Here is a 26,428-nt window from a genome sequence, read left to right on the forward strand (position 1 = left end):
GGGAAAACGCGGGCACAAAAAAAGCCGCGTGCAACACGCGGCCTTTTTGCACCAGTCACGTCAGGGTAACTACCGCCACTCGACCTTGGTGATCTCGTAGGCCTTGGCGCCGCCCGGTGCCATCACTTCGACGGTGGCACCCTTCTTCTTGCCGATCAGCGCGCGCGCGAGCGGCGAGGTGATGGAGATGCGGCCCTTCTTGGCATCGGCTTCGACCTCGCCGACGAGCTGCCACACCGCCTTCTTCTCGGTGTCCTCGTCGATCAGCGTCACGGTCGCGCCGAACTTGATGGTGTCGCCGGACAGTTTCGAGATGTCGATGATGTCGGCGCGCGCGAGCTTGTCCTCGAGCTCGGCAATGCGCCCCTCGTTGTGCGACTGCTCTTCCTTGGCGGCGTGATACTCGGCGTTCTCCGAGAGGTCGCCGTGCGAACGCGCTTCCGCAATGTGCTCGATGATGCGCGGACGATCCTCCGACTGTCGCTTCTTGAGCTCGTCCGTCAGCGCGGCGTATCCGCCCGCGGTCATCGGAACCTTATCCATCATCTTCGTCCTTCATCGTGCGCGCCCGGCGGCCGTGCACGAATATCCAGTTCAGCTAACGCAGGAATCAGGACGCGAATGCGCCCGGAAGCCCAGTGATTTTCGGCCCCGCTAAGGGCCGTGACAACATCCAATCGCGCGGTGAGTTCCAGCCATTCGGCTAATTGACCGCTTCGGGCCTTCAGCCCGGGCAGCGATCAGCTTTCGGAAAAGTAACTCTGAAGCGTGCGGACCTCAAGGTCCCCGTCCCGATAGGCCCGGATCCCCCGCGCGGCCGCCACCGCGCCTGAAAGAGTGGTGTAATATGGCACTTTATGCAAGAGGGCAGCCCGCCGCAGCGAACGGCTGTCCGCCAGGGCCTGCGGACCTTCGGTGGTATTGAAGACCAGCTGGACGTCGCCATTGGTGATGGCGTCGACGATGTGCGGACGGCCTTCGAGCACCTTGTTCACCTTTTCCGTCGGCACGCCGTGATCGCTGAGATAGCGTTGCGTGCCCGAGGTCGCCATCACCTTGAAGCCGAGCGAGTGCAACAGCCGCACCGCATCCGCGATGCGCATCTTGTCGTCGCCGCGCACCGAGACGAACACCGTGCCCTGCCGCGGCACACGCGTGCCGCCGCCGAGCTGGCTCTTCGCGAATGCCACCTCGAACGAGCGGTCGATGCCCATCACTTCGCCGGTCGAACGCATCTCCGGTCCGAGCACGGTGTCGACGCCAGGGAAGCGCGCGAACGGGAACACCGATTCCTTCACGCCGACATGGTCGAGCTTCTTCTTCTTCAGCTTGAAGTCGGCGAGCTTCTCGCCGGCCATGATCCGCGCCGCGATCTTGGCGACCGGCATGCCGATCACCTTGGCGACGAACGGCACGGTGCGGGACGCGCGCGGGTTGACCTCGAGCACGTAGATCTCGCCGTCCTTGATGGCGTATTGCACGTTCATCAGGCCGACCACGTCGAGGCCGAGCGCGAGCTCGCGGGTCTGCCGCTCCAGCTCCTCGATGGTTTTGGCGTCGAGCGAATGCGGCGGCAGCGAGCAGGCGGAGTCGCCGGAATGGATGCCGGCTTCCTCGATGTGCTCCATGATGCCGACGATGAAGGTGTCCTTGCCGTCGCAGAGGCAGTCGACGTCAACTTCGGTCGCATCGGACAGATAGCGGTCGAACAGCAGCGGGTTCTTGCCGAGCACGGTGTTGATCTGCCCGGTCTTGTCGTTCGGGTAGCGTGCCTTGACGTCGGCGGGCACCAGCTCGGGCAGGGTGCCGAGCAGGTAATCGTTGAGCTGGGTCTCCTCGCGGATGATCTGCATCGCGCGGCCGCCGAGCACGTAGGACGGACGCACCACCAGCGGCAAATCGAGATCGGCGGCCACCAGGCGTGCCTGCTCGACCGAATAGGCGATGCCGTTCTTCGGCTGCTTGAGGCGGAGCTTGTCGAGCACGCGCTTGAAGCGGTCGCGGTCCTCGGCGAGGTCGATCGCGTCAGGCGAGGTGCCGAGGATCGGCACTTCGGCGGCTTCGAGCGCGCGGGCAAGCTTCAGCGGGGTCTGGCCGCCGAACTGCACGATCACGCCGTGCAGCGTGCCGTTCTTGCGTTCGGTCGCGACGATCTCCAGCACGTCTTCGGCGGTGAGCGGCTCGAAATACAGCCGGTTGGCGGTGTCGTAGTCGGTCGACACCGTCTCCGGATTGCAGTTGACCATGATGGTCTCGTAGCCGGCGTCCTCGAGCGCGAAGCAGGCGTGGCAGCAGCAATAGTCGAACTCGATACCCTGGCCGATGCGGTTCGGCCCGCCGCCGAGAATGATCACCTTCTTGCGGTCGGACGGCGCGCTCTCGTCGGCGAGCTCGCCCGCGAACGGCCGCTCATAGGTCGAATACATGTAGGCGGTGGGCGAAGCGAACTCGGCCGCGCAGGTGTCGATGCGCTTGAACACCGGGCGCACCCCGAGCGCGTGGCGCTTGGCGGTGACGTCGGCTTCGGTGGTTTCGGTGAGCACGGCGAGCCGCGCATCGGAGAAGCCCATCGCCTTCAGCGTCCGCATTGCGAACGCGTTCGGCGGCAGGCCGTTGCGGCGGACCTTGTCCTCCATCTCGACGATGGCGCGCATCTCCGCCAGGAACCAGGGATCGATCTTGCAGGAGTTGAAGATCTCCTCGTCGGTCCAGCCGAGCCGCATCGCTTGCGCGACCTGCAGGATGCGGTTCGGCGTCGGTGTTCCGAGCGCGGCGCGGATCGCGTTCTTGTCGTCGCCGCGGCCGAGCCCGTCGATCTCGATTTCGTCGAGGCCGGTCAGGCCGGTCTCGAGCCCACGCAGGGCCTTCTGTAGGCTCTCCTGGAAGGTGCGGCCGATCGCCATCACCTCGCCGACCGACTTCATCGAGGTGGTCAGCGTCGAGGAGGCGCCGGGGAATTTCTCGAACGCAAAGCGCGGAATCTTCGTGACGACGTAATCGATGGTCGGCTCGAACGAGGCGGGGGTGGCGCCGCCGGTGATGTCGTTGGCAATTTCGTCGAGCGTGTAGCCGACGGCGAGCTTGGCCGCGACCTTCGCGATCGGGAAGCCGGTGGCTTTCGAAGCCAGCGCCGACGAGCGCGACACGCGCGGATTCATCTCGATCACGACCATGCGGCCGTCGACGGGGTTGATGCCGAACTGGACGTTGGAGCCGCCGGTCTCGACCCCGATCTCGCGCAGCACCGCCAGCGAGGCGTCGCGCATGACCTGGTATTCCTTGTCGGTCAACGTCAGGGCCGGCGCGATGGTGATGGAATCGCCGGTATGCACGCCCATCGGATCGAGATTCTCGATCGAGCAGATGATGATGCAATTGTCCTTTTTATCGCGCACCACCTCCATCTCGTACTCTTTCCAGCCGAGCACGCTTTCCTCGATCAGGACCTCGTTGGTCGGCGAGGCGTCGAGCCCGCGCTCGATGATGTCGAGGAACTCTTCCTTATTGTAGGCAATGCCGCCGCCGGTGCCGCCCATCGTGAAGGAGGGCCGGATGATCGCGGGCAAGCCGATCTCCGACAGCGCCATCAAGGCCTCGCCGAAGGCGTGCTCCTGATAGCGTTTGCGGCGTTCGTTCTCGCCAAGGGTCCACTGCCGCTCGAGTTCTTCCAGCGCCTCGCCGGACAGCTTCTCCCGCTCGGCAAGGTATTTGTCGCGGTAGGACTTCTTCAGCGCCGAGGCATTGGCGAGCCGCGATTTTGGCGTCTCCAGCCCGATCTTGGTCATGGCCTCGCGGAACAGCTGGCGGTCCTCGGCCTTGTCGATGGCATCAGCGGTGGCGCCGATCATCTCGACGTCGAACTTGTCGAGCGTGCCCTGACGGCGCAGCGAGAGCGCGCAGTTCAGCGCGGTCTGGCCGCCCATGGTCGGCAACAGCGCGAAGCCGCCCGGGATGACGTGGCGCTCCTTCTCGATGATCTTGCCGACGATCTCGGGGGTGATCGGTTCGATATAGGTCGCGTCCGCCAGTTCCGGATCGGTCATGATGGTGGCCGGATTGGAATTGACGAGGACGACGCGGTAACCCTCTTCCTTCAGAGCCTTCACCGCCTGCGTGCCGGAATAGTCGAATTCGCAGGCTTGGCCGATCACGATGGGACCGGCGCCGATGATCAGGATGGTGGAGATGTCGGTTCTTTTGGGCATCAGCTCTCGCGGACTGGAATTTGGGCACAAAAAAAGGGCGCGCGTCCCGCGCGTCCCTCGAGCCATGCGCTACATCTTGTAGCGCCGGAAGCGCGATCCCTCGCGCGCGGGTGGTCTTTAGACCAGTTTCCGCACCTGCGAAACCCCCAAAAACGCCCAATCAACTGCGATTCTGGGGGAAATGGCACATCCGAGGGGGCGATTGGGGCGCGGGGCGGCTGCTGAGGCCCGGCTGGACTCGCTGCCCAGTCCGTCTACGCTTTCGCTACGCTCAAGCTACGCCGGACACGCTTTGCCCCGCCGGTCTTGCGTGGCTGCGCCACGCGGAGCCCGTCAGGGCGAAGCGTGGAGGCCCGGCCTGGAGTTGAACCAGGATAAACAGTGTTGCACCACTGCCGCGTCGACGCTTCCGCCACCGGGCCGAGTGGATCATTGCTGATTATTTCAGCGGCCGCTATGTTTACTTTTGGTTAACCCTAATATTTTGTGCAACCTTTGATTAGTGGTGGGCCACGAACGTCATCCGCCACGGATTGTGCCCGATGTTGCGCGGCGCGCGCGTGGCGTCAAAGCCCGCGGCGGCGAGCTTCGCGATCATCTCGTCCTCGCGGTAGCGCTGCAGCCCGATCCTGGTGCGCAGCTGCCGGTAATCGGACAGTGCGGTCGAGGCGAGCCCGATCAAGGCATCGCGCAGGAAGCCATGGGTCGCCGCAAAGCGCAGCAGCGCGATGACGTCCCTCGCCATGCCGACTTCGGGCCGCAGGATATCGCCGAGCACGAAACGGCCCGAGGGCTTCAGCAGGCGGTGGATCACGTCGAATGCGGAGTCGAGCTCCTGCGGCGTCATGTATTGCGCCACCGAATTCATCACCACGAGGTCGATTGAATCCGCCTCCATGTTCTTCAGCTCATCGAGCGAGCGGACGCGGATTTTGGTGTCGGGCGCAAAGCGCGCGACCAGGCGGCCGCGCACGCCGGGCGCAGGCTCCGCCAGATAGAGCTGGGCGCAGGCATTGGCGACCTTCGCCGCCGACAGCGCCTCGCCGCAGGCATAGTCCAGCACCACGGCGCCGGGCGAGGTGATGTAGCCGATGATGTCGTTGGCGATGACCTGGAAATGCAGGTCGCGGTGCAGTCGGCTCGCATAGATCGTATGCGTGGAATCGTAATAGTCGATCCATTCATCCATCGCGTTTGGTATCCGGCAGAACGGGTTCCTGACTTCCAGGAACAGGTGGGCTGATGATGCGTTAGCGGTCCGGCGGCCAATGTTCAATGCGCCGAAATACGGGGGTTCCTAACAGGAAGGTCCAACGTGAGCAAAGCCAAGAGTGACGCTAAGACTGACAAGATATCGCCCGATCTCGACACGCCGAGCGATCTGCCGCAAGCCGCGGTGGACACGATCTCGGCCTCGCTCAACACGCTTCTGGCCGACGCCTTCGCGCTCTATTTGAAGACCAAGAATTTTCACTGGCACGTCAGCGGGCGGCATTTCCATGATTACCATTTGTTGCTGGACGAGCAGTCGGACGCGATCTTCGCGACCACCGACCAGCTTGCCGAGCGGGTACGCAAGCTCGGCGGTGCGACGCTGAGGTCGATCGGCGACATCGCCAAGCATCAGACCGTCAAGGACAATGACGAGGACTTTGTCCCGCCGCGCGAAATGCTGCGCGAGTTGATGGAGGACAACAAGCACATGGCGGCGGCGATGCGCAAGGCGCACAAGCTCGCCGACGACCACGAGGATTCCGGCACCGCCGGCCTGCTCGAAGCCTTCATCGACGAGACCGAGCGCCGCACCTGGTTCCTGTTCGAGGCAAGCCGCCAGGAAGGCAGCAACGCGGCCTGACTTTCACCCTCTCCCCTTGTGGGAGAGGGTGGCTTCGACGCGGTCAGCATCGAAGCCGGGTGAGGGGTTCTCTCCGCGGAGACAGACCCCTCATCCGGCTCGCATCTGTCGATGCGAGCCACCTTCTCCCACAGGGGGAGAAGGGAAGCGGCACCGGTGCAGGCCAATTCCTATCGCTTCCACAGCCGCACCAGCGGCCCGTTCTTGCCCATCACCGGATCGGTCGCCGGGATCGCCACCAGCGGGATCGTCTTCAGCGCCTTGGCGTGGTTCTCCGGCGTTGGCCGTTGCAGGTCCATCGGCGGGCCTGGCGGATAGGCGCCGACCACGCTGAAGTCGCCGCTCGCCGACAGGCATTGATGCCCGGTGCCGGCCGGCAGGATCGCGACGTCGCCGGCGGCAATCTCCAGCGCCCGCCCGCGCTGGCCGCCGAACTGCACGCGCGCGCTGCCGCAGGCGACGCCCAGCACCTCGTGCACGGTGGCGTGGTAATGCGCGAAGTCGTAGACGCCGTTCCGCCACATCGCGCCCCAGCCATTGTCGCCGAACAGCTGCTCGATCGTGGCCTCGGGATTTTTGCCGACGTCTATCGCGGCCTTGTAGACCAGGAACGGCATCGGATTGTTCGGCACCAGGCCGTCGTCCTGAAAGACAAAGGTCAGCGGTTCGGCGTCCTTACTCACCACCGGCATGGCGGCTCTCCAGCGTTGCGAGGGGTGGTGATATCAAACCGTCGGTCCGGAAACCGTTCCCGCTAGATCTTGAACTTCAGCACGTCGTCCTTGAATTTGAGCCCATGCCCCGGCCGTTCCGGCGCGGTGATCATGCCATTGGCAATCTCCGGCGGATCGACCCAGAGGTCGTCGATCAGGGCCATGTTCTCGCACCAGATGCCGTTCGGGATCGAAGCCAACAGGTGCACATTGAGTTCGGGGAACAGATGCGGCGCGATGGTGATGCCGAACGTGTCCGCAAGCGCCGCGATCTTGCGCAGGTCGGTCATGCCACCGCGCATCGGGTCGGGCTGCAGGATCGGCAGGCAGGGATTGAGGAAGAACGGCCGCAGATCGTAGCGCGTGAAATGCGTCTCGCCGCCGACCACCCGCATGTCGAGCGCCGCCGCGATGCGCTGATAGCCGGCGAAATCATCGGCCGGCACCGGCTCCTCGAGCCAGTAGATATCGTACTTCTCGAACTTGCGTCCCATCTCGATGGCGACATCGGCGCTCCAGCCCATGTTGACGTCGATCATGATGTCGATGTCGGGCCCGAGCGCCTCGCGCATGCGGCGCACATTGTCGAGGTCCTGCGCCGGAGTGTGAACATGCGCGACCTGCATCTTGATCGCCTTGTAGCCCTGCTTGACGAAATGCAGCGCCTTCTCGATCATCCCATCACCGCCGGCGCCACGGAAGCAGCCGGAGCCATAGATCGGGATTTCCGAGCGATAGTGCCCCCACAGCCGGTGCAGCGGCAGGCCCGCGCGTTTTCCCACCGCATCCCACAGCGCGATGTCGAGCGCCGACATCGCCATCGCGGCGATGCCGCCGCGGCCATAGGTCATCGTTGCGGTCCACAGATCGCGCCAGATCGCCTCGATCGCGGTGGCATCCTTGCCGATCACGCGCGGGATGATGCACTCGTCGAGACAGGCCGCGATCGACTGCATCGCCGGGCGGAACACGAACAGGTAGCCCATGCCGGTGATGCCGCCGGACGTCTCGACGTCGCAGATCAGGATGTCGCGCGTCGCGCCCAGCGCTGCGCCCTGCAGCCAGCGATCGTCGGCCCAGGGCAGGCGCAGCATCGTGACGCGGATGTCGCGGATGGTCATGTCCGGATTGGCTGAGGTCATCGGGCGATTCCTTCCTTCCAGGCCGGATCATGTGGCCTGATCTCGGTCAGGGAAACTCAATCACAGAGCACGGCCGCCAATCCAGCGCTGTAAGTCATGCCTCCAATGCGCGAAGACGCGATTGCCTTCAGGCACTTTTGGGAAGCTCGAATACCATGCAGGTCGTGGTCGCGTGCGCGATCAGCTTGCCGTTCGCATCGGTGATGCGGCCTTCGGCGGTCGCGGCGCGACGGCCGGCGTTGAGCACCCGACCCTCGGTGCGGATCTTGCCGGTGTCCTGGCTCATGCCGCGGACAAAGGAGATCTTGAACTCCAGCGTGGTGTAGCCCGAACCCTTCGGTAGCGTGGTCTGCACCGCGAGCGCCATCGCGGAATCGAGCAGGATCGCGACATAGCCGCCGTGCACCGAGCCGATCGGGTTGTAGTGGCGCAGCCCGGGGATGCTGTGGATCACCACATGACCCAGCTCGGCGGTGCAGTCGAACGGCTCGACGTTCTCCATGATCGGCGGCTCCGGCAGCGTGCGGGCGAAGATGCCGCGCACGAAGTCGAGCCCGGGCATCGACGCCATCAACTCCAGCGAGGAGACGCCGTAGACGGGCTCTGGGGTGGCGCTGTCGGTCATGTCTGCATTTCCCGTGATTGATGCGACGGCGCATGGTCGCCCGTCGATGCTCGCGGCACACCACAGTCCGTCATGCCCGGACTTGATCCGGGCATCCATCTTTCTTCAAGGGATGGATTGCCGGGTCAAGCCCGGCAACGACACGTGCAAGCCTACGCCGCCTGCTTCTTCTTCCGCATCAAATCGGCAAACCGCTGGAACAGATAGTGCGAGTCGCGCGGGCCGGGTGACGCTTCCGGGTGGTACTGCACCGAGAACACCGGCTTGCCCTCGAGCGCGATGCCGCAATTGGAGCCGTCGAACAGCGAGATGTGGGTCTGGGTCGCGCCGGCGGGCAGCGTCGCCTGGTCGACCGCGAAGCCGTGGTTCATCGAGGTGATCTCGACCTTGCCGGTGGTCTCGTCCTTGACCGGATGGTTGGCGCCGTGATGGCCCTGATGCATCTTCATGGTCTTGGCGCCGACGGCGAGGCCGAGCATCTGATGGCCGAGGCAGATGCCGAAGGTCGGCGTCCCCGAAGCGATCACCTTCTGGATGACGGGCACGGCATATTTGCCGGTCGCGGCGGGATCGCCGGGGCCGTTCGACAGGAACACGCCGTCCGGCTTCATCGCCAGGATGTCTTCGGCCGCCGTCGTCGCCGGCACCACGGTCACCTTGGCGCCGACACCGGCGAGCAGGCGCAGGATGTTGCGCTTGATGCCGTAGTCGATCGCGACCACGTTGAACTCCGGCGCGGTCTGCTGGCCAAAACCCTTGCCCCACTCCCAGGGGGTCTCATCCCAGGTGAAGCGCTGGCCGGAGGTGACCATCGGCACCAGGTCCATGCCCTCGAGGCCGGGCCATTCGCGGGCCTCTTCCTTCAGGGCGTGCAGGTCGAACTCGCCGCTCCTGGCGTGCGCGATCACCGCGTTGGGCATACCCTTGGAGCGGATCAGCGCGGTCAGTGCGCGGGTGTCGATGCCGGAAAGGCCGATGATGCCGCGCGCCTTCAACCACTGATCGAGATGCTTGGTGGCGCGGTAGTTCGAGGGATCGGTGATCGCCGAGCGCAGAATCACGCCGCGCGCGCCAGGCGTCGCGGCCATGTTCACCGTCTCGATGTCTTCCTCGTTGGTACCGACATTGCCGATATGCGGGAAGGTGAAGGTGATGATCTGGCCGGCATAGGAGGGATCGGTGAGGATCTCCTCATAGCCGGTCATCGCGGTGTTGAAGCAGACCTCGCCGACGGCGTGGCCTTCCGCGCCGAGACCGAAGCCTTCCAGCACGGTACCATCGGCGAGCACAAGGAGCGCGGTCGGTTTGTGGTCCGGCCAGGCGGGAGCGTTTTCGGGGGTTGTCATGAGCCCTTTAAATAGTCGCCGCACCCTGCGGCGTCAAAGCGAAAGGGCACGGATTCACACGGCAATACCGGCCGATTTGACAGGCCGGAACGGCCTTTTAATCTAAAGTTCCTTGAAGCGGCCGTTTGCTTGCCGAAAATGACCCGGTCCGGAGCTCCCGCATGGACAATACGATGCCGATCCTGCTCGTCCCGGGCCTCATCTGCTCACCGCGGATATTTGCCCCGGTTATCCCGGCGCTGTGGCGGTGCGGGCCGGTCACGGTCGCCAACCATGTCAGGGACGACAATATGGGGGCGATCGCCCGCCGGATCCTGGCCGAGGCGCCGCCGCGCTTTGCCCTCGCCGGGCACTCGATGGGCGGCTACATCGCCTTCGAGATCATGCGGCAGGCCCCCGAGCGGGTCGCGAAGCTGGCGCTGATGAACACCCAGGCGAGGGCCGACACGCCGGAAGCGACCGCACGCCGCCGCGGCATGATCGAGCGCGCCAGAAACGGCCAGTACCGGAGCGTGGTCGACGAGCTGTTTCCGGGCTTCGTGCATCCGTCGCGGCAGGGCGATGCAGGCCTCCGGAAGATCGTCGAGGACATGAGCGAGGATGTCGGCGCCGAGGCCTTCATCCGCCAGCAAAACGCCGTGCTCAGCCGGCCGGATTCGCGGCCGGGCATGGCCTGGATCAAGTGCCCGACCCTGGTGCTGACGTCGGATACCGACAACACCGTTCCGAACGCGTTGTCGGACGAGATGGCCAACGGGATTCCCGGGGCCAAGCTCGTGGTGCTCGCCAATTGCGGTCACCTGCCACAGCTGGAGCAGCCGCAGGCCTGCGCCGATGCGCTGGTTCAGTGGTTGCGGAACTAGGTTGTCCAGTCGCTGCAAACTGCCTACATGAGGGGATTGCTAGTTTAAGGACACCAGGATGCTGCGCGACGACATCAATACTGCGGTCAAGGAAGCGATGAAGGCGAAGGACGAGCGCAAGCTCTCCACGCTGCGCATGGTCAATTCGACCATCAAGAACGCCGACATCGACGCGCGCGGGCAGGGCAAGCCGCCATTGTCCGATGCCGACCTTCTGAGCGTCCTGCAGAAGATGATCAAGCAGCGCCAGGAATCGGTCGAGCTCTATGACAAGGGCGGCCGGGCCGAGCTCGCCGCCCAGGAGCGCGAGGAGATCGCCGTGATCTCCGCTTACCTGCCGAAGCAGATGTCCGATGACGACGTGAAGGCCGCGATCGCGGCTGTTATCGCCGAGACCAATGCGGCCGGGATCAAGGACATGGGCAAGGTGATCGGGGCGCTGAAGGCGAAATACGCCGGCCAGATGGATTTCGGCAAGGCCAGCGGCCTGGTAAAGGCGGCGCTCGCGGGATAGCGGTGGAGGCTTCCGATGTTTCGTGTCGCGGCGGACAGTCTGGAAGCCTACCTCGCCTTCGATCCCGGTCGGACCGCGGATCTCGAACAAGTCCATGCGGTGATGCGAAAGGCCGCGCCTTCGCTCAAGCGGCACTTTCATGCGGGCACGCCGGCCGGTGAGGCCGGCATGCGCATGAACATGATCGGCTACGGTCAGTTTCGCTATGCGATCAAGTCCGGCAAGACGGCTGTCTGGCCGGTGATCGGGCTGGCGCTGCAGAAGAACTACATCAGCGTCTATGTCGCGGTCACCCGTGGCGGCAAGCCGCTGGTGTCCTGCTACGCCGGCAAGCTCGGCGAATTGCGCGCGGGCGGCAACAATTTCAGCTTCGAGGCGTTTGTTGATCTGAAGGCGGCTGCGGTTGCGGCGCTGTTCGCCGAGGCCGCCGATATCTTCAAGGCGGACAAGGAGAACCCGGTCCGGTACATGCAGGGAAGCTGAGATCGCCTTGCCGCAAAGGGACAAGGCCCCGTGAAGGCGGCGCCCTCGGGGTGAAGTTCTGGAAAAACTGGAGACAGGCCATGGCCGATCAGCAAGCTCCTTCCGGTCCGGATCTGACACAAGGCGTCGCACTCTCAGACTTCTCGGGCACGATGTTGCTCGGCCATGTCGGCGACGAGGACGTGCTGCTGGTGCGCTCGGGGGCGGATATCTTCGCCATCGATGCGCATTGCAGCCATTACCATGGCCCGCTCGCCGACGGCGTGGTGGAGGGCGAGACCGTCCATTGCCCCTGGCATCACGCCTGCTTTGATGTTCGCACCGGTGAAGCGACCGAAGCACCCGCCTTCAACGCGCTCGCCGTGTGGAAGGTCGAGCGCGAGGGCGATCGCATCATCGTGCGCGAGAAGCGCGAGCAGCCGAAACCCCGCGTCAAGGGACCGGTCGATGCGCCCGGCAGGATCGTGATTGTCGGCGGAGGCGCAGCGGGGTTTGCCGCCGCCGAGATGCTGCGACGGCAGGACTATCGCGGCAGCATCGTCATGCTGAGCGGCGAGGCCGCGCCGCCGGTGGATCGGCCGAACCTGTCGAAGGACTTCCTCGCCGGCAGCGCGCCGGAAGACTGGCTGCCGCTGAAGCCGGACAGTTTCTACACCGATGCGGCGATCGATCTACGACTGCGCACCGAGGTCAAGTCGATCGACACCGGCCGCCGCAACGTCGTGCTCGCCGGCGGCGAAGCGCTTCCCTATGACCGGCTGCTGCTGGCGACCGGTGCGGAGCCGCTACGGCTGCCGATCCCGGGTGCGGACCAGCCCAACGTTCATGTGCTGCGCACACTCGACGATTGCCGGGCGATCATCGCCTCTGCCAGCGGAGCGCGCCGCGCGGTTGTGATCGGCGCAAGCTTCATCGGGCTCGAGGTTGCGGCCTCGTTGCGCGCGAGGGAGATCGAGGTTCACGTGGTCGGGCTGGAACAGCGGCCGCTGGAGCGCGTGCTCGGGCCTGAGATGGGCGATTTCGTCCGCGCGCTGCACGAAGAGCATGGCGTCGTCTTCCACCTTGGCGACACGGTGACCGCGATCGACGGCAAGCGTGTGCAGCTGAAGAGCGGGCCGGTGCTCGATGCCGATCTCGTCGTGCTCGGTGTTGGCGTGAGGCCGCGGCTGGCGCTGGCGGAGGGAGCCGGGCTCGCGATCGATCGCGGCGTGAAAGTGGACGCCTATCTCGAGACCAGCGTTCCCGGCATCTACGCGGCCGGCGATATCGCGCGCTGGCCCGATCCGCACAGCGGCGAGAACATCCGGGTCGAGCACTGGGTGGTGGCCGAGCGCCAGGGGCAGACCGCCGCGCGGAATATGCTCGGGCAGCGCGAGGTGTTCGATGCGGTGCCGTTCTTCTGGAGCCAGCATTACGACGTGCCGATCAACTATGTCGGGCACGCCGAGCAGTGGGACGAGATCGCGGTGGACGGCAGCATCGCCGGCCGGGATTGCATGCTCCGCTACAAGCGCGGCGGGTGCGTGCTCGCGGTCGCGTCGATCTATCGCGACCGCGAAAGCCTCGAGGCCGAGATCGCAATGCAGCGGGTGGCAGCCTGACCGCTTCCCGGCAAGGAGGGGTTTGTGGTCTCACAGCAATGGTCTAGTCTGCGGCCATGCTTCAGGAAGCCAAAACCTACGACGAACTCTACCGCAACTTCCGCTGGGACGTCCCCGCGCGCTTCAACATGGCGACGGCGTGCTGCGATCGCTACGCCGACGGCACGGGCCGGCTCGCGCTGGTCTATGTCGATGAGGAAGGCGGCACCACGCGCACCTCGTTCGATGAAGTCGCAGACGCCTCGCGCCGCTTCGCCAATGTCCTGACCGCCGACGGCCTGGTGCGCGGCGACCGCGTCGCGGTGTTCCTGTCGCAATCGCTCGAATTGCCGGTCGCGCATCTTGCGGCGTTCCGCGCGGCGCTGATCTCGATCCCGCTGTTTGCGCTGTTCGGCGAGGATGCGCTCGAATTCCGCCTGTCGAACTCGGCGGCGAAGGCCGTCATCACCGATGAGGCCGGCTGGGAGAAGATCGCCAAGATCCGCGATCGCCTGCCGGAGCTGAAGAGCGTCTATATCGTCGGCGAAAAGACGCCGGCCGGTACGAAGTCATTCTGGAGCGCGATCCGATCGGCGTCCCCGGAATTTGCCACCGTCGACACCTCGGCCGACGATCCGGCATTGATCATCTACACCTCGGGCACCACCGGCAATCCGAAGGGCGCGCTGCATGCGCATCGCGTCGTGCTCGGCCATCTGCCCAATGTCGAGATGTGCCACAACTTCCTGCCCAGGCCCGGCGACCTGATGTGGACGCCGGCCGACTGGGCCTGGATCGGCGGGCTGATTAACGGCCTGTTCGCGTTCTGGTACCACGGCATCCCGATGGTCGGTCACCGCGCGCGCAAGTTCGAGCCGCAGGCCGCGATGCAGATGATGGCCGAACTCGGTATCCGCAACGTGTTCCTGCCGCCGACCGCGCTGAAGCTGATGCGGCAGGCCGATGTGAAGAATTCCGGCGTCAGGCTGCGCAGCATCTTCACCGGCGGCGAGTCGCTCGGCGGCGAATTGCTTGGCTGGGTCCGCGAGACCTTCGGCATCGATGCCCATGAGGTGTTCGGCCAGACCGAATGCAATTTGGTGATCGGCAGCAATTCGAACCTGTTTCCGATCCGCCCCGGCTCGATGGGCCGCGCCACGCCGGGCTTCGACGTCCGCATCGTGAGCGACAGAGGCGAGGAATTGCCGCGCGGACAGCGCGGCATCATCGGCGTGCGCCAGCCGTGCCCCTGCACCATGCTCGAGTACTGGCGTAATCCGGAAGCGACTGCGAAGAAGTATGCCGGCGAGTTCCTGCTGACCGGCGATCTCGGCGTCCAGGATGACGACGGCTATTTCTGGTATGTTAGCCGCGAGGACGACGTCATCACCACCGCCGGCTATCGCGTCGGCCCGTCCGAAATCGAGCACACGCTGATGAAGCATCCGGCAGTCGCGATGTCGGCGGTGGTCGGCATCCCCGATCCGATCCGCACCGAATCGATCAAGGCCTGGATCGTGCTGCGGCCGGGCTTTGCGCCGAGCGATGTTCTTGCGCGCGAGATCCAGGAGTTCGTCAAGGTGCAGCTCGCCGCCCACGAATATCCGCGCTTCGTGCAGTTCGCCGACAGCCTGCCGATGACCGCGACGGGCAAGGTGCTGCGGCGGGAATTGCGGGCGCTGGGGTAATCCTCGCCGTCGTCCCGGGCAAGCGGAGCGCGACCCGGGACCCATAACCACAGCGGTTCATTGTTATGCGACGCTGTGGCTCCAGCGTGCGCCACCACGAAGGGCGGTGGTTATGGGTCCCTGCTTCCGCAGGGACGACAGCGGAGTACGACGCGCATCCCTCGCCTTACGTCGGCATCGGAACTCCCAATTCCTTCAGCGCGGCCAGCATGCGCTGCGGCGGCTGCATCGGGATCACCATGGCCTTGCCGGTCTCCATGAGGCTCTTCAGGCTGGAGAGGATCGCGGGCCAGCCGGTGCGGCCGCCGGACAGGATGTCGTCGCTGATCGGGCGATCATGCGATTGCAGCAAGGTCAGCTTCACGCCGTCGCCGGCCGGCTCGATCTCCCAGGTGACGAGCGTCGGCCCGAGCTTCTCGACGAGCTGCGGCCAGTTGACGTTGAAGGTGACGGTGAGCCGCCTCAAGGGATCGCACTCGATCACTTCGCCGGAGATGTGCAGCGCGCCGTCGGGCGTGCGCACGATGTAGGCGCCGCCGAGGCGAAGATCGACCTCGACCGCGTTGCCGGAGAAATACTGCCGGCTGAATTCGGCATTCGTCAGCGCCTGCCATACCTTCTGCGGCGTGGCGGCGATGTAGATCGCGTAGACGATCGCCGGTTTGAATTTCTCGATGTTCATGTCCGCACGTATCCTTCGATAGATTTTCATCGTCATTCGAAGCCGTCGATCGCGAGCGCGGCAGGCGGGATCGTGACCGCCTTGCCGGTCTCGAGCAGGCTCTTGAGCCCCGACAGGATCGCCGGCCAGCCCTTGGAAATGCCGTCGAGCAGTTTGCTGCCCACGCCAAAGCCCTCATGCGTGACGGTCAGCTTCACGACATTGCCGAACGGCTCGAGCGTGAACACAACTTTCGTTGCCGGTTCCTTGCGCATTTCAGGATCGGCCTCGTGCTTGAACGTGTAGGCGAGGCGGCGCGGGCGGTCGATCTCGAGGATCTCGCCGGTGTCGGTAATCTTGCCGTTCGTCACCAGCGCGAGCGGCGCACCGATCGTCCAGTTCGACCTCACCTCGGTGTCGAACCAGTACTGCTGCGTGAATGCGCTTGATGTCAGTGCATCCCACAGCTTCTCCGGCGTGGTCTCGATGTAGGTGACGTAGACGAATTCGGGCTTAGGCATGGTAGGCCTCCCTCGCGCCGCTGGTGAGCAGGTCGGCCGGCAACTCGCGTCCGGTCTCCAGGAAGCTCTTCAAGCTTGCGATCACCATCGGCCAGCCGCCGGAGATGTCGCGCAGCGTCTTCGGGCCGAGATTGTCGTGCGTCACGGTCAGCTTGACCACCCCGCCGTGCGGTTCGATGTCGAAAGTCACGCGCGAGACCTGTTCGCGCGCGTGGCCTTCCTTCACCACGTCCCAGCTGTAGGCGAGCTTGCTCGGCGGATCGGCGATCAGCACTTCGCCCTGCACGGCGCGGCTGCTGTCCTTGGACAAGTGGTAGGGCGAGCCGACCTTCCAGTCCGAGCTGACCCGATAGCCGAACCAGAAGCGCTCGGTGAAATCGCCCGATGTCAGCGCGTGCCACAGTCTGTCGGCCGTGGTCTCGATATAGGTGACGTAGACGTAGTCCGGCTTACTCATCACGCTTCTCCAATTGCCGTTTCAATTCGCTGAGCGCGGCAAGCTTGCCGCGCTCGAACTTCCTGATCCACCGCTCGCCGATCTGATGGATCGGAACCGGGTTGAGGTAATGCAGCTTCTCGCGGCCATGCTTGATCGTGGTGACGAGGTTGGCCTCCTCGAGAATCCCAAGGTGCTTGGTGACGGCCTGACGCGTCATATCGAGGCCGTCGCAGAGCTCACCGAGCGTCTGCCCGTTCTGATCGTGAAGCCGGTCAAGCAGCGTCCGCCGTGAGGCATCCGCGAGGGCTTTGAAGACTTCATCCATGGGTCGGATAATAGGCAACCAAATGGTTGCATGTCAAGAGCGTGTGTTTGGGCACCGGTATCGCCGTGCTAGCGTTCCGCACAGCCAACGCAGATTGGCCTGGGAATTCGGGGGGGTGCGCATGGGTGGTCGCGTTACGGCAGTTTGCTACGCGTTTCTTCTTGTCCTGCTCGCGAACGCTGCGAGCGCCCAGCAGAAGATCGGCGACCCGCCCGAAGCCTCCAACATGCGGCTGGTTGGAACCAGCGACCTGCAGGCGCGCAGCGCCTATCAGCCGACCATCCATCACCAGGGCGACCGATGGATCGCCTATATCGGCCACCACGGCGGCACCGACGACATTCCCGATCCCGTCAACCCGATGACCGGCAAGCCTGAACCAAATGGCACCTCGATCGTCGACGTCACCGATCCCGCGCATCCGAAATATCTGCGGCACATTCCCGGCCAGGAAGGCAAATACGAATCCGGCGGCGCGCAGATGGTGCGGATCTGCGACGGCAAGGATCTGCCGAAGGGCGATCGCAACGCGGTCTACATGCTGCGCACCTTCGGCAGCGAGGCGCATGAGATCTGGAACGTCGCCGATCCCGCCAATCCCGTGCTCATCACCCGGATCGGTGGGTTGAAGGACACCCACAAGAATTTCTGGGAATGCGAGACCGGCATCGCCTTCCTGGTGTCCGGCGCACCGGACTGGCGCACGCGGCGCATGACGCAAATCTACGATCTCTCCGATCCCGCGCATCCGAAGAAGGTCAGGGATTTCGGCCTGCCCGGGCAGGAGCCGGGCGCGACCGGTGCGGTGCCGACCGAACTGCACGGGCCGATTTCGACCGGGCCGAAGGGCAACCGCGTCTATTTCGGCTACGGCACCGACAAGGGCGGCTTCCTGCAGATCGTCGATCGCGACAAGCTTTTGAACGGGCCGAAGGAGCCGACGCCCGACAATCTGAAATTCCCTGAGATCGCGCGGATGCCGCTGTCGGCGATGAACGGTGCGCATACCGTGTTTCCGATGCCCGGCATGCCGATCGCGGAATTCGCCCATGACAAGGACGGCAAGACGCGCGACATCGTGATGATCGTCGACGAGGCGATCCAGAACGAATGTGGCGAGGCACGGCAGATGGTGTGGTTCGCCGACGTCACGACCGAGGCGCGGCCGACGCTGATCTCGAGCTACACCGTGCCCGAGGCTTCCGGCGCATTCTGCGAGCGCGGCGGCCGGTTCGGCTCGCATTCGTCGAACGAGAGCATGGCGCCGGTCTATTACAAGAAGCTGGCCTTCATCGCCTTCTTCAATGCCGGCGTCCGCGCGCTCGATATCCACGATCCCTATCACCCCAGGGAAGTGGGCTACTTCATTCCTTCGATCACGGCCGCGACCGACAAGCGCTGCGTCACCATCGACGGCAAGGACCGCTGCAAGGTCGCGATCCAGACCAACAATGTCGAGACCGACGAGCGTGGCTACATCTACGCGGTCGACCGCGCCAATACCGGCCTGCATATTCTCGAACTGACCGGCGCGGCGCGTGCCGTCGCCGGCCTGCCGTGAGCCGGCGATGACGCGCTCGTGGCCCGTCATCGCTGCGATGTTCCTGGCGCTCGGCGGCCTGTCGGCCGTGGCGGGCTACGAGATGGCACCGCCGCGCCCCGCGCGATGGCGCGAGATCGCCTGGCCGTTCCCGCGCGACGGCTGGCCCGCCGGCCGCGCCTTCCGCTGCGGCACGGCCGAGTGCGGCGCCGAGGTCGAGGTCTATCTCCGGCCGAAGCTCGGCTTCTGCAATTGCGACAGCGGCGTCGCCGATGACGACGAGGTCGATCGCGTTGCCGACGTCGACATGATCAGCCCGCACTTTGTGCCGCAGAAGGCGGGCGATGTCGTCGATGTCGCCGATATGCGCGGACGGATCAGGGCTTACGATCTTGATGGCAAGCGCAGCGCGATCGGCATCGCGGCCTCGCATCGCTGCGATCTGATGGCGGTGGCGGCGCAGGGCGGGGGAGATGCAGCGCATGTGCAGCGCGCGACGTTGCAGTTTCTGGAGGCGCGAGAGATCAGAGCGTGGATGATTGCGGCCATGGAGGGCCATTGAGGACCCCGTCTCTCGCATGCGGAAATGGTGTCGTCACCCGCGAAGGCGGGTGACCCAGTATTCCAGAGGCACTGGTGTTTAGCAGATGGGCCGCGGCGTACTGGATTCCCCGCCGGAGCCTGTCATCGGGCGCGCGTTCGCGCGACCCGGTGGCGGGGTATGACGGGAATGAGCAGGAACCGCTTCCTCTTCGCCCGTCCGACGTGCATAATTCAGCCTCACCGTCAGTGAGATTTCCATGTCCCTGCAAGCCTATTTCGCCTTCGTCGCCGCCTGCATTGCGCTGGCGCTGTTGCCCGGTCCGATCGTCACGATGGTGATCGCCAACGGGCTGCGCTACGGCACGCGTGCGGCACTCACCAATGTGCTGGGTGCGCAGGTCGGGCTCGCGATCGTGATCGGCATCGTCGCGGTCGGGCTGACCTCGCTGATGGCGACGATGGGCTACTGGTTCGACTGGGTGCGCTTTGCCGGTGCGGCCTATCTGGTCTGGCTCGGCATCAAGCTGATCCGCTCGCCGGTCGAGGGCGTCGGCACCGACGACCGGCCGCCGCCGCCGCGCGGCGGCTTCTTCCTGCAGGGCTTTCTGGTGCTGCTCTCGAACCCGAAGGTCTTGGTGTTCTTCGGCGCCTTCATTCCGCAGTTCATGGACATGGACAAGCCGCACATTCCGCAGGTGGCGCTGCTCGGCGTCACCTTCATGGCAACCGCCGTGCTGACCGACGCCGCCTACGCGTTGGCGGCCGGCCGCGCCCGCAAGTTCTTCTCCAAGGAGCGGACGCGGTTGATGTCGCGCATCTCCGGCGGCTTCATGATCGGCGGCGGCATCTGGCTGGCGCTGACCCGGGCGCGGTGAGCCCGGCGCCGGAACGGTCGCCCGCGCTACGCCACAACCCGCTCGACCACGTCGCGGACGAGGCCCGTCAGCAGGTCGAGCTTGTATCCGGTCATCGTCAGTGGCTTGGCCCCCGATGTTGCCAGCTCGGCGGCCTGTGCGATGGTCGACGCGTTGGCCGGCTTTCCCTGCAGCGCCGCGGCGCATGCCGTGAGCCGCAGCGGGACCGGGGCGATGCCGCCGGCGGTGATGTGGATCTGCTGGAACGTGCCGCCGGATAACACGGCCCGCACGCAGACCTCGACCAGTGGCCATTCCGCATATGAGCGGCTAATCGCGCGCTTGTAGAGCGCGCGCTCGCCGGCCAGCGGGGCAGGGAGCTCTATCCGCTCGATCCGTTCGCCCGGTGCGAGCAGGTTGTCGGCCGCCCCGTTGCTGCCGTCGCCGAGCAGGTCGGTGATCGACAGTCCGTTGCGCCGGTCCGTGACGATCTTCGCATCATAGGCCAGCAGCGCCATCGCCATGGTGGACGGATGCGGCGCCACGCAGGGTCCGAGATCGAACGCGACGTGATAGAGATGATTGCCCGCTCGCGCCGGACAATCGGAGCCACCCTTCTTGAGACAAGCGATCTGCGGATTGCGGAAATACCAGCAGCGCGAACGCTGCGCGAGGTTGCCGCCGAGCGTCGCCATGTGCCGGATCTGCGGCGTGGCGAGACCCTGCGCGGCCGCGGCGATGCCGGGATAGGCCTGCGCGAGCCGCGCGTCGGATGCGATCGCAGCGATCGCGGTCAGCGCGCCGATGCGCGCCGCGCCGTCCGCACCCCACGCGATCCCGATCGTATCGGGACTGGCGGTGAGATCGATGATCGCTCCGCACGACAGGCCGCTGCGGCGGCGCTCCGACAGATCGGTGCCGGCAGCGCGGAATTCGGGCGCGGACAGTGCCTCTGCGATTGCGACGCTCATGCGGCATCCCTCCCTTTCAGTGCGGCGACGATGCGGTCGGGCCGGATCGGAATCTCGGTGAGGCGGACGCCGATCGCGTCGTGGATCGCGTTGGCGACCGCGGCCGAGGTCGGCACGGTCGACGCCTCGCCGATGCCGACACTGTTGCCGAGCACATGGTCGAAGCCGGCTTCGTCGAAATGGACATCGATCTCGGGCGTGTCGGCGATACCCGGGATGCGATAATCCTCCATTCCCGCGGTCAGGACGTCACCGCTGGTCGGATCAAGCTCGCGCGCCTCGTAGAGCGCGTAGCCGAGGCCCTGGATCACCGCGCCGCAGGCCTGGCTGCGCGCCAGCGCGGGCGCTGCGATCTTTCCGACCGCGATCCCGGTGTGCACGTTGAGCACGCGGACATGGCCGAGCCAGGTGTCGACCTCGACCTCGATCACCTGCACCGAGCTCGGCACGCCGGCGCCGACCGCGATGTTCGAGAAGCGGCGCATCATCCAGCCGAACACCATGCCGATCAGGCCGACTTCGCGCAGCGGCGAGCGGATGCCGGGCGCGGTGTTCTTGCCGTCCTCGCCGCGCGTCTCCGTCACCGCAATGTCGGGTGAGCGCGCTATCAGCTCGCGCCAGGGCGCGTTCGAGCCGGGCGCGGGCTTTCGGGTCGCCTGTTCGAGGATCGCAGCCTTCAGTTTCCGCACCGCCTGCAGCGTCGGCGGCATCACCGAGGCGGTGACGCGGCTGCCGCCGGAGCCGGGGCCTTCGGGCAGCGACGAATCGCCGATCCGCACCTCAATGTCGCCGGGTTCGAGATCGAGCTCGCGCGCGATCGTGTCGGCCAGCACGCTGCGGGTGCCGGTACCGATATCCTGCGTCGCGGTGCTGGCGACGATCCGGCCGCCCTTGACCGCGACCTCGACCTTCACGTTGGGCTGCCAGAGATAGAGCCAGTAGCCGGTCGCCATGCCGATGCCGCGGCGATAGCGGCCGTTCTGCGCAGGCTTGCGGTTGCGCCAGAGCTCGAGCCCGGAGGCCCAGTCGTAGAGCCGCTGGCGGTTGGGATCGGGATCCCACTTCTTGCGCAAGGCGATCGGGTCGACGTTGAGCCGCAGCGCGGCCTCGTCGATCGCCTGCTCCACCGCGAACGCCATCGGCGGACCGCCGGGGCCGCGGAAGGCGGCGCCGGGCGGCAGATTGCTGATGACGTCGAAATCCGAAAGGTCCTTCGCCTCGGCCGGATAGATCAGCCGCGCCAGGCCCGCGATCGTCGAGTTGGTCGCAGCCCCCGTATCGGCATGCGCGGTGACGGAGAGTGCCTTCAAGCCGCCCTTGTCGGACGGGAGCAGCGCGACCTTCAGCTCCGCGGCCGGACGATAGCCGGCGACGGAGAGCTCTTCCTGCCGATCGTAGGCGACTCTCACAGGCGCTTTTGCCTCGCGCGCGAGCTCGATGGCGGCGATGGTCTCCACGCCCAGGCTCGCCTTCGACCCGAAGCCGCCGCCGACGTGATCGGCGATCACGCGGACCTTGTCGTGATCGAGCTTGTAGCGTTTTGCGATCTGCTCCTTCAGGTGAAACACCTGCTGGGTCGAGGCGTGCAAGGTCAGCCGGTCGCCGTCGAAGCGCGCCACCGCGGCGTGCGGCTCGAGGCATGCATGCTGCTGCGTGGCGGTGCGGAAGGTCGCTTCGACCAGCAGGCGGTTGTTGGCCTGGCGCGCCTCGTCCACCCAGTTGCGGGCCTTCTTGGCGCGGGTCGAGAACACCGCGGTCGGCCCGCGGATGTTCTGCTTCCATGGCGCCGGCCCGCCGGCCGCCTCCGAGACGTTGCCGGCCCGCTTGCGGCTCGCTTTGTCGAATACGACAGGCGCGCCATCCTTGCGCCCGGCGTCGAGCCCGACCACCGCGGGCAGCCGTTCGCTGGTCAGCTTGATCGCAGCCAGCGCGGCCAGCGCCGTCTTGCGGTCTCTGGCTGCGACCGCTGCGATCGGCTCGCCGACATAGCGCACGATCCGGTCGTCGCCGAGCAGCGACACCGCGGCGACGCCGGCGAGCGCGCGCGCCGGCGCCAGATCAAGCGCGGTGATGCGGGCATGCGCCTCGCGCGAGCGCAGGATCAGGCCTTCGAGCTGGCCGTCATGGTTGATGTCGACGGTGTATTTCGCCGCGCCCGTCACCTTGTCGCGCGCCTCGATGCGCGGCGCTGTGACGTTGTCGCCGTCGAAGCGGCCGGCGCAGGCATCCGCCACCGCACGGAAGATGCCGTCATAGGCGCCGCAGCGGCAGAGATGGCCCGACAGCGCCGCGCCGATTTCCTCGCGTGACGGCACCGCCGTTCCCTTGGTCGCGCGCCAGCGGTCGCAGAACGCGGTCGCTTCCACGATGAAGCCCGGGGTGCAGAAGCCGCATTGCAGGGCGTCATGCGCCATGAACGCCTTCTGCACCGGATGCAGCCCGGCGGCGCCGATGGCTTCGACCGTCGTCACTGCTTTGCCGGCCGCGGCGTGCGCCGGCATCAGGCAGCTTGCGACCGGCGCGCCGTCGACCAGCACCGTGCAGGCGCCGCAGACGCCGGCGCCGCACACGAGCTTGGTGCCGGTGAGCTTGAGCTGGTCGCGCACGATGTCGATCAAGAGCGCATCGGGATCATCGGGCAGCGATTCAATGCGGCCATTGATGGTCGTCGTGCTCATGGACGTCCTCCTATCTTGCTGCGTGTCGGCTTTGCCCTGATCGCCGCCTTCTTGATGAGCGGCTTCTGCGATTTCGGCGAAGATTTTTGCAAGGCGCCCGCGCAGAGCGTTCGCACCATGATCGCCATGTCCTTCAGGAACGCATCCGCCGGCTGCATCGCAGGATACTGCGACTTCGATGCGTACACGGACATTTCGACCAGCCGCGCGAATTCGGCCGGCGAGAGCTCCTGCGGCAGCGCAAGCTGATGCTTGCGCACGGTCCGCGAGATGGTGGCCACCATGCGCTCCGCATAGCGTGCGGCGTAGGTCTGGTAGAGATCGCGCGCGTGCACGAGGTGCTCGGAATACAATTCCTCGAGATGCGGCGAGCCGTCCAGCGACGCGATCATGGTCGACATCCGCGCGGTCATGCCCGCGGCAAGGATGTCGCCGAGATTGCCGCCCGCCGTCTCTGCCTCGGCAACGGCGGTCTCCTCGGCTGCGATCGCGGATTCATGCACGCGCTCGATCACGGCGCGGAACAGCGCTTCCTTGGATTCGAAATGATGATAGAGCGCCTGCCGCGTCAGGCCGGCCGCTTCGGCGACCTGCTCGATCGAGGAGCGGCGAAAGCCGTGCCGGCGGAAAACCAGCATGGTGGCATCGAGAATGCGGGTTTTCGGTCCCATTTGACGATTTTGACAAATATAGGAGAACTGTCAAATCGCGATTTGGTGAGGCGGCGCCGCGGCCTGGCGGGCGTCTCGCGCTTGTGTGAGCCGCGTCACGGATCGGCGCACGCTGCCCACGTAAAGCTTCGTCATGCAAGGGCGCCCGATCGCCCGGAGCTTGCGAGGATACGCAGATGGCCCAGGACATGACGCAGGTCTATTTCCATTGCTCGAATACGCGCGGCGTGTTGATGGACCGCCGCGGCACCTCGGTGACCAGCCTCGCCGAGGCCTGCGAGGCGGCGACCCGCATGATGCGCTCGCTGGTCGCAACGGTCAGCCTGGAAGACTGGCGCGACTGGGCCGTGCATGTCAGCGACGAGGACGGCGAGGAGATCGTGATCCTGCCCTTCGCATTCGTTCTCGGCAAACCGCACTGAGAGCGAGCCATGCCGTCGCTGCTGTCATCATGGACGCTTCTCCGCCGCGGCCTGAACGCGATCACGACCGGCTGGCAGAATTTGATCGCGCGAATGCGCGATCCCTACCGGCCCGAGCTGCACTACATGCGCGGGCCTGGCCCCAAATGGCGTGCGAAGCATCCCGTCCACGCCGCGTCAGCCGCTTGAACACCGCGATCCAATTTAGAACGATCCCAGGAGATCGCGCCGAAGGCCGAGACGCATCGTCGCAGTTCGCGGACGCTCTCGTTGCGTGATCGCAACACGATCAACGATAACTCCAACACTGGACGGGTTCTAATCGCCGCGCGACCGCGCGCATCCGTCATCGTGTTAGTGACGACAAGAATGGAGACTCCTGGAATTAGGTAGCGAAGTTGACTGCGACGACCAAATCCCTGCGGCGATGGGGCGCCGTCCACAAATGGACCAGCCTGATCTGCACCTTGTTCATGCTGCTGCTCTGCGTCACCGGCCTGCCGCTGATCTTCCACGACGAGATCGATGATCTCCTGCACAGCCAGGTCAAGCCGGCCGAGGCGCCGGCAGGCACGCCGCCGGCCAATCTGGATCATCTGCTCGCCAACGCGCTCGCACGGGCGCCGGGCAAGGTGCCTCACTTCCTGATCTGGGATCGCGACGAGCCCGGCGCGATCTGGGTCAGCGTTGGCCCGACGATCGACGCCGATCCGACCAACAACCTCCTGGTCCGGATGGATACGCATACCGGCGCCTATCTCGATTCCCCTGACGTGACCGGCCGCTTTACCTACATCATGCTGAAGCTGCACACCGACATGTTCGCGGGCCTGCCCGGCAAGCTGTTCCTTGGATTGATGGGGATCCTGTTCTGCGTCGCGATCATTTCCGGCATCGTGGTCTACGCGCCGTCGATGCGGAAGCTGCGTTTCGGCGCCTACCGCGCGCAGCGGAGGCGCGTCGTGCGCTGGCTCGACGTCCACAATCTCGCCGGCATCCTGCTGGTGGCCTGGACGCTGGTGGTCGGCTTCACCGGTGTCATCAACACCTGGGCGGACCTCGTGCTCAAGATGTGGCAATTCGGCCAGCTCGCCGAAATGACCGCGCAGTACAAGGACCGGCCGGTGCCGTCGAAGCTGACCTCGCTGAACGGGGCCGTTGAGGTTGCGAGGCATGCGGTGCCCGGAATGACGCCGAGCTTCGTCGCGTTCCCGGGAACGCTGTTCAGCAGCAAGAGCCACTACGCGGTGTTCCTGCACGGCGATACGCCGCTGACCTCGCGGCTGCTGAAGCCCGCGCTGATCGATGCGGAAACCGGCACGCTGACCGACAGTCGCGACATGCCCTGGTATGTGTCGACGCTTTACGTCTCACAGCCGCTGCATTTCGGCGATTACGGCGGCATGCCGCTCAAGATCGTCTGGGCGCTGCTCGACATCCTCACCATCTTCATCCTCGTCACCGGCGTGTATCTGTGGCTGCGCCGGCGCAAGGCGGGCGTGAGCCAGGAACGCGCCATCGCCAACGCCGCCTCCATCGACAACCCCGCGCTCACCTCGTGACATCAGCATGGTCGCACATCGTTCATTGAGCCAGATCTTCGCCGTCCCGCTCGTCATCGCGATCGTCAGCACGGTGGGATTGATCAGCGCGCTGGTCGGAGACGGCTGGTGGGATGCCGTCTCCTGGGTGGCGCTAGGTCTGCCTGTGTTGCTCTATCTGCTGTTCATCTGGCGGCGCCGGCCGAATTGATCGGGGCGGCTTGATCGACGTTCGAGCAGAATGAGGC

General features: G+C 65.4%; 27 protein-coding genes and 1 tRNA gene. 13 read left to right on the forward strand and 15 right to left on the reverse strand.

The window, feature by feature from the left end:
• Nucleotides 1-69: 69 nt before the first annotated feature.
• The 4 genes from greA to ACOIX3_RS07000 all read right to left on the reverse strand — a co-directional run bounded on the left by greA (nucleotide 70) and on the right by ACOIX3_RS07000 (nucleotide 5,394).
• Nucleotides 70-543: a transcription elongation factor GreA gene (greA, locus tag ACOIX3_RS06985; RefSeq protein ID WP_420969027.1), complete on the reverse strand. Its 474-nt coding sequence runs from the start codon at nucleotides 541-543 to the stop codon at nucleotides 70-72.
• A 197-nt stretch (nucleotides 544-740) separates the two neighbouring features.
• Nucleotides 741-4,205: a carbamoyl-phosphate synthase large subunit gene (carB, locus tag ACOIX3_RS06990; RefSeq protein WP_420969028.1), complete on the reverse strand. Its 3,465-nt coding sequence runs from the start codon at nucleotides 4,203-4,205 to the stop codon at nucleotides 741-743.
• A 346-nt stretch (nucleotides 4,206-4,551) separates the two neighbouring features.
• Nucleotides 4,552-4,627 (reverse strand) — tRNA-OTHER (locus ACOIX3_RS06995).
• 77 nt (nucleotides 4,628-4,704) lie between these two features.
• Nucleotides 4,705-5,394, reverse strand: a complete 690-nt coding sequence (locus ACOIX3_RS07000) for a class I SAM-dependent methyltransferase (protein ID WP_420969029.1) — start codon at nucleotides 5,392-5,394, stop codon at nucleotides 4,705-4,707.
• 126 nt (nucleotides 5,395-5,520) lie between these two features.
• Here ACOIX3_RS07000 and ACOIX3_RS07005 point away from each other — a divergent pair, with 126 nt between their 5' ends.
• Nucleotides 5,521-6,060 carry a Dps family protein gene (locus ACOIX3_RS07005; protein WP_420969030.1) on the forward strand — a complete coding sequence of 180 codons (540 nt, stop codon included), beginning with the start codon at nucleotides 5,521-5,523 and terminating at the stop codon, nucleotides 6,058-6,060.
• 170 nt (nucleotides 6,061-6,230) lie between these two features.
• Here the strand turns inward: ACOIX3_RS07005 and ACOIX3_RS07010 are convergent, their stop codons facing one another.
• The 4 genes from ACOIX3_RS07010 to carA all read right to left on the reverse strand — a co-directional run bounded on the left by ACOIX3_RS07010 (nucleotide 6,231) and on the right by carA (nucleotide 9,886).
• Complete coding sequence (locus ACOIX3_RS07010) at nucleotides 6,231-6,752, reverse strand: hypothetical protein (protein WP_420969031.1); 522 nt, start codon at nucleotides 6,750-6,752, stop codon at nucleotides 6,231-6,233.
• A 62-nt stretch (nucleotides 6,753-6,814) separates the two neighbouring features.
• Nucleotides 6,815-7,915 (reverse strand): mandelate racemase/muconate lactonizing enzyme family protein, encoded by a 1,101-nt coding sequence (locus ACOIX3_RS07015; protein ID WP_420969032.1) that lies wholly within the window; start codon nucleotides 7,913-7,915, stop codon nucleotides 6,815-6,817.
• A gap of 127 nt (nucleotides 7,916-8,042) precedes the next feature.
• A complete protein-coding gene (locus tag ACOIX3_RS07020) occupies nucleotides 8,043-8,540 on the reverse strand; it encodes a PaaI family thioesterase (protein WP_420969033.1) in 498 nt (165 codons plus the stop codon).
• Between the two features lie 152 nt (nucleotides 8,541-8,692).
• Nucleotides 8,693-9,886 carry a glutamine-hydrolyzing carbamoyl-phosphate synthase small subunit gene (gene carA / locus ACOIX3_RS07025; RefSeq protein WP_342724260.1) on the reverse strand — a complete coding sequence of 398 codons (1,194 nt, stop codon included), beginning with the start codon at nucleotides 9,884-9,886 and terminating at the stop codon, nucleotides 8,693-8,695.
• Nucleotides 9,887-10,047: 161 nt separating this feature from the next.
• On the opposite strand from carA, the gene ACOIX3_RS07030 reads away from it, so the two are divergent.
• The 5 genes from ACOIX3_RS07030 to ACOIX3_RS07050 all read left to right on the forward strand — a co-directional run bounded on the left by ACOIX3_RS07030 (nucleotide 10,048) and on the right by ACOIX3_RS07050 (nucleotide 15,014).
• The gene (locus tag ACOIX3_RS07030) at nucleotides 10,048-10,749 is read left to right on the forward strand and encodes an alpha/beta fold hydrolase (protein ID WP_420969034.1); all 702 of its coding nucleotides are present in this window, start codon (nucleotides 10,048-10,050) and stop codon (nucleotides 10,747-10,749) included.
• Nucleotides 10,750-10,807: 58 nt separating this feature from the next.
• Nucleotides 10,808-11,263: a GatB/YqeY domain-containing protein gene (locus ACOIX3_RS07035; protein ID WP_092124143.1), complete on the forward strand. Its 456-nt coding sequence runs from the start codon at nucleotides 10,808-10,810 to the stop codon at nucleotides 11,261-11,263.
• A 15-nt stretch (nucleotides 11,264-11,278) separates the two neighbouring features.
• Entirely contained in the window at nucleotides 11,279-11,746 is a 468-nt protein-coding gene (locus ACOIX3_RS07040; RefSeq protein WP_420969035.1) for a hypothetical protein, read from the forward strand.
• 80 nt (nucleotides 11,747-11,826) lie between these two features.
• Nucleotides 11,827-13,347 carry an FAD-dependent oxidoreductase gene (locus tag ACOIX3_RS07045; protein WP_420969036.1) on the forward strand — a complete coding sequence of 507 codons (1,521 nt, stop codon included), beginning with the start codon at nucleotides 11,827-11,829 and terminating at the stop codon, nucleotides 13,345-13,347.
• 56 nt (nucleotides 13,348-13,403) lie between these two features.
• Nucleotides 13,404-15,014, forward strand: a complete 1,611-nt coding sequence (locus ACOIX3_RS07050; RefSeq protein ID WP_420969037.1) for an acyl-CoA synthetase — start codon at nucleotides 13,404-13,406, stop codon at nucleotides 15,012-15,014.
• Between the two features lie 166 nt (nucleotides 15,015-15,180).
• Here the strand turns inward: ACOIX3_RS07050 and ACOIX3_RS07055 are convergent, their stop codons facing one another.
• Genes ACOIX3_RS07055 through ACOIX3_RS07070 form a run of 4 tightly spaced genes read right to left on the reverse strand, consistent with a single transcriptional unit; the run spans nucleotide 15,181 to nucleotide 16,960 of the window.
• Nucleotides 15,181-15,696, reverse strand: a complete 516-nt coding sequence (locus ACOIX3_RS07055; protein WP_420969038.1) for an SRPBCC family protein — start codon at nucleotides 15,694-15,696, stop codon at nucleotides 15,181-15,183.
• 32 nt (nucleotides 15,697-15,728) lie between these two features.
• Entirely contained in the window at nucleotides 15,729-16,196 is a 468-nt protein-coding gene (locus ACOIX3_RS07060; protein WP_420969039.1) for an SRPBCC family protein, read from the reverse strand.
• Nucleotides 16,189-16,653 (reverse strand): SRPBCC family protein, encoded by a 465-nt coding sequence (locus tag ACOIX3_RS07065; protein ID WP_420969040.1) that lies wholly within the window; start codon nucleotides 16,651-16,653, stop codon nucleotides 16,189-16,191. Before ACOIX3_RS07065 ends, ACOIX3_RS07060 begins: the two co-directional genes overlap by 8 nt.
• Nucleotides 16,646-16,960, reverse strand: a complete 315-nt coding sequence (locus ACOIX3_RS07070) for an ArsR/SmtB family transcription factor (RefSeq protein ID WP_024581051.1) — start codon at nucleotides 16,958-16,960, stop codon at nucleotides 16,646-16,648. Before ACOIX3_RS07070 ends, ACOIX3_RS07065 begins: the two co-directional genes overlap by 8 nt.
• A 121-nt stretch (nucleotides 16,961-17,081) precedes the next feature.
• Here ACOIX3_RS07070 and ACOIX3_RS07075 point away from each other — a divergent pair, with 121 nt between their 5' ends.
• The 3 genes from ACOIX3_RS07075 (at nucleotide 17,082) to ACOIX3_RS07085 (ending at nucleotide 19,918) form a co-directional block, all read left to right on the forward strand.
• Nucleotides 17,082-18,521, forward strand: coding sequence for an LVIVD repeat-containing protein (locus tag ACOIX3_RS07075; RefSeq protein WP_420969041.1), 1,440 nt, complete (start codon nucleotides 17,082-17,084; stop codon nucleotides 18,519-18,521).
• A 7-nt stretch (nucleotides 18,522-18,528) separates the two neighbouring features.
• The gene (locus ACOIX3_RS07080; RefSeq protein WP_420969042.1) at nucleotides 18,529-19,062 is read left to right on the forward strand and encodes a hypothetical protein; all 534 of its coding nucleotides are present in this window, start codon (nucleotides 18,529-18,531) and stop codon (nucleotides 19,060-19,062) included.
• 238 nt (nucleotides 19,063-19,300) lie between these two features.
• Nucleotides 19,301-19,918 carry a LysE family translocator gene (locus tag ACOIX3_RS07085; protein WP_092126760.1) on the forward strand — a complete coding sequence of 206 codons (618 nt, stop codon included), beginning with the start codon at nucleotides 19,301-19,303 and terminating at the stop codon, nucleotides 19,916-19,918.
• A 26-nt stretch (nucleotides 19,919-19,944) separates the two neighbouring features.
• Here the strand turns inward: ACOIX3_RS07085 and ACOIX3_RS07090 are convergent, their stop codons facing one another.
• From ACOIX3_RS07090 to ACOIX3_RS07100, 3 genes are read right to left on the reverse strand one after another with little or no spacing between them, the layout of a single operon-like run.
• Nucleotides 19,945-20,868, reverse strand: coding sequence for an FAD binding domain-containing protein (locus tag ACOIX3_RS07090; RefSeq protein WP_420969043.1), 924 nt, complete (start codon nucleotides 20,866-20,868; stop codon nucleotides 19,945-19,947).
• Complete coding sequence (locus ACOIX3_RS07095) at nucleotides 20,865-23,546, reverse strand: molybdopterin-dependent oxidoreductase (RefSeq protein ID WP_420969044.1); 2,682 nt, start codon at nucleotides 23,544-23,546, stop codon at nucleotides 20,865-20,867. The genes ACOIX3_RS07090 and ACOIX3_RS07095 overlap by 4 nt, the downstream gene beginning before the upstream one ends.
• Complete coding sequence (locus ACOIX3_RS07100; protein WP_420969045.1) at nucleotides 23,543-24,217, reverse strand: TetR/AcrR family transcriptional regulator; 675 nt, start codon at nucleotides 24,215-24,217, stop codon at nucleotides 23,543-23,545. The genes ACOIX3_RS07095 and ACOIX3_RS07100 overlap by 4 nt, the downstream gene beginning before the upstream one ends.
• A gap of 188 nt (nucleotides 24,218-24,405) precedes the next feature.
• Between ACOIX3_RS07100 and ACOIX3_RS07105 the strand changes: the two genes are divergently transcribed.
• The 4 genes from ACOIX3_RS07105 (at nucleotide 24,406) to ACOIX3_RS07120 (ending at nucleotide 26,391) form a co-directional block, all read left to right on the forward strand.
• The gene (locus ACOIX3_RS07105) at nucleotides 24,406-24,639 is read left to right on the forward strand and encodes a DUF6894 family protein (protein WP_097671814.1); all 234 of its coding nucleotides are present in this window, start codon (nucleotides 24,406-24,408) and stop codon (nucleotides 24,637-24,639) included.
• A gap of 9 nt (nucleotides 24,640-24,648) precedes the next feature.
• Nucleotides 24,649-24,828, forward strand: coding sequence for a hypothetical protein (locus ACOIX3_RS07110; RefSeq protein WP_420969046.1), 180 nt, complete (start codon nucleotides 24,649-24,651; stop codon nucleotides 24,826-24,828).
• Between the two features lie 284 nt (nucleotides 24,829-25,112).
• Entirely contained in the window at nucleotides 25,113-26,201 is a 1,089-nt protein-coding gene (locus ACOIX3_RS07115) for a PepSY-associated TM helix domain-containing protein (protein WP_420971676.1), read from the forward strand.
• A gap of 7 nt (nucleotides 26,202-26,208) precedes the next feature.
• Nucleotides 26,209-26,391 carry a hypothetical protein gene (locus tag ACOIX3_RS07120; protein WP_420969047.1) on the forward strand — a complete coding sequence of 61 codons (183 nt, stop codon included), beginning with the start codon at nucleotides 26,209-26,211 and terminating at the stop codon, nucleotides 26,389-26,391.
• The last annotated feature ends 37 nt before the right edge of the window (nucleotides 26,392-26,428 follow it).

Source organism: Bradyrhizobium sp. B120 (assembly GCF_049075665.1).
Classification (GTDB): Bacteria; Pseudomonadota; Alphaproteobacteria; order Rhizobiales; family Xanthobacteraceae; genus Bradyrhizobium.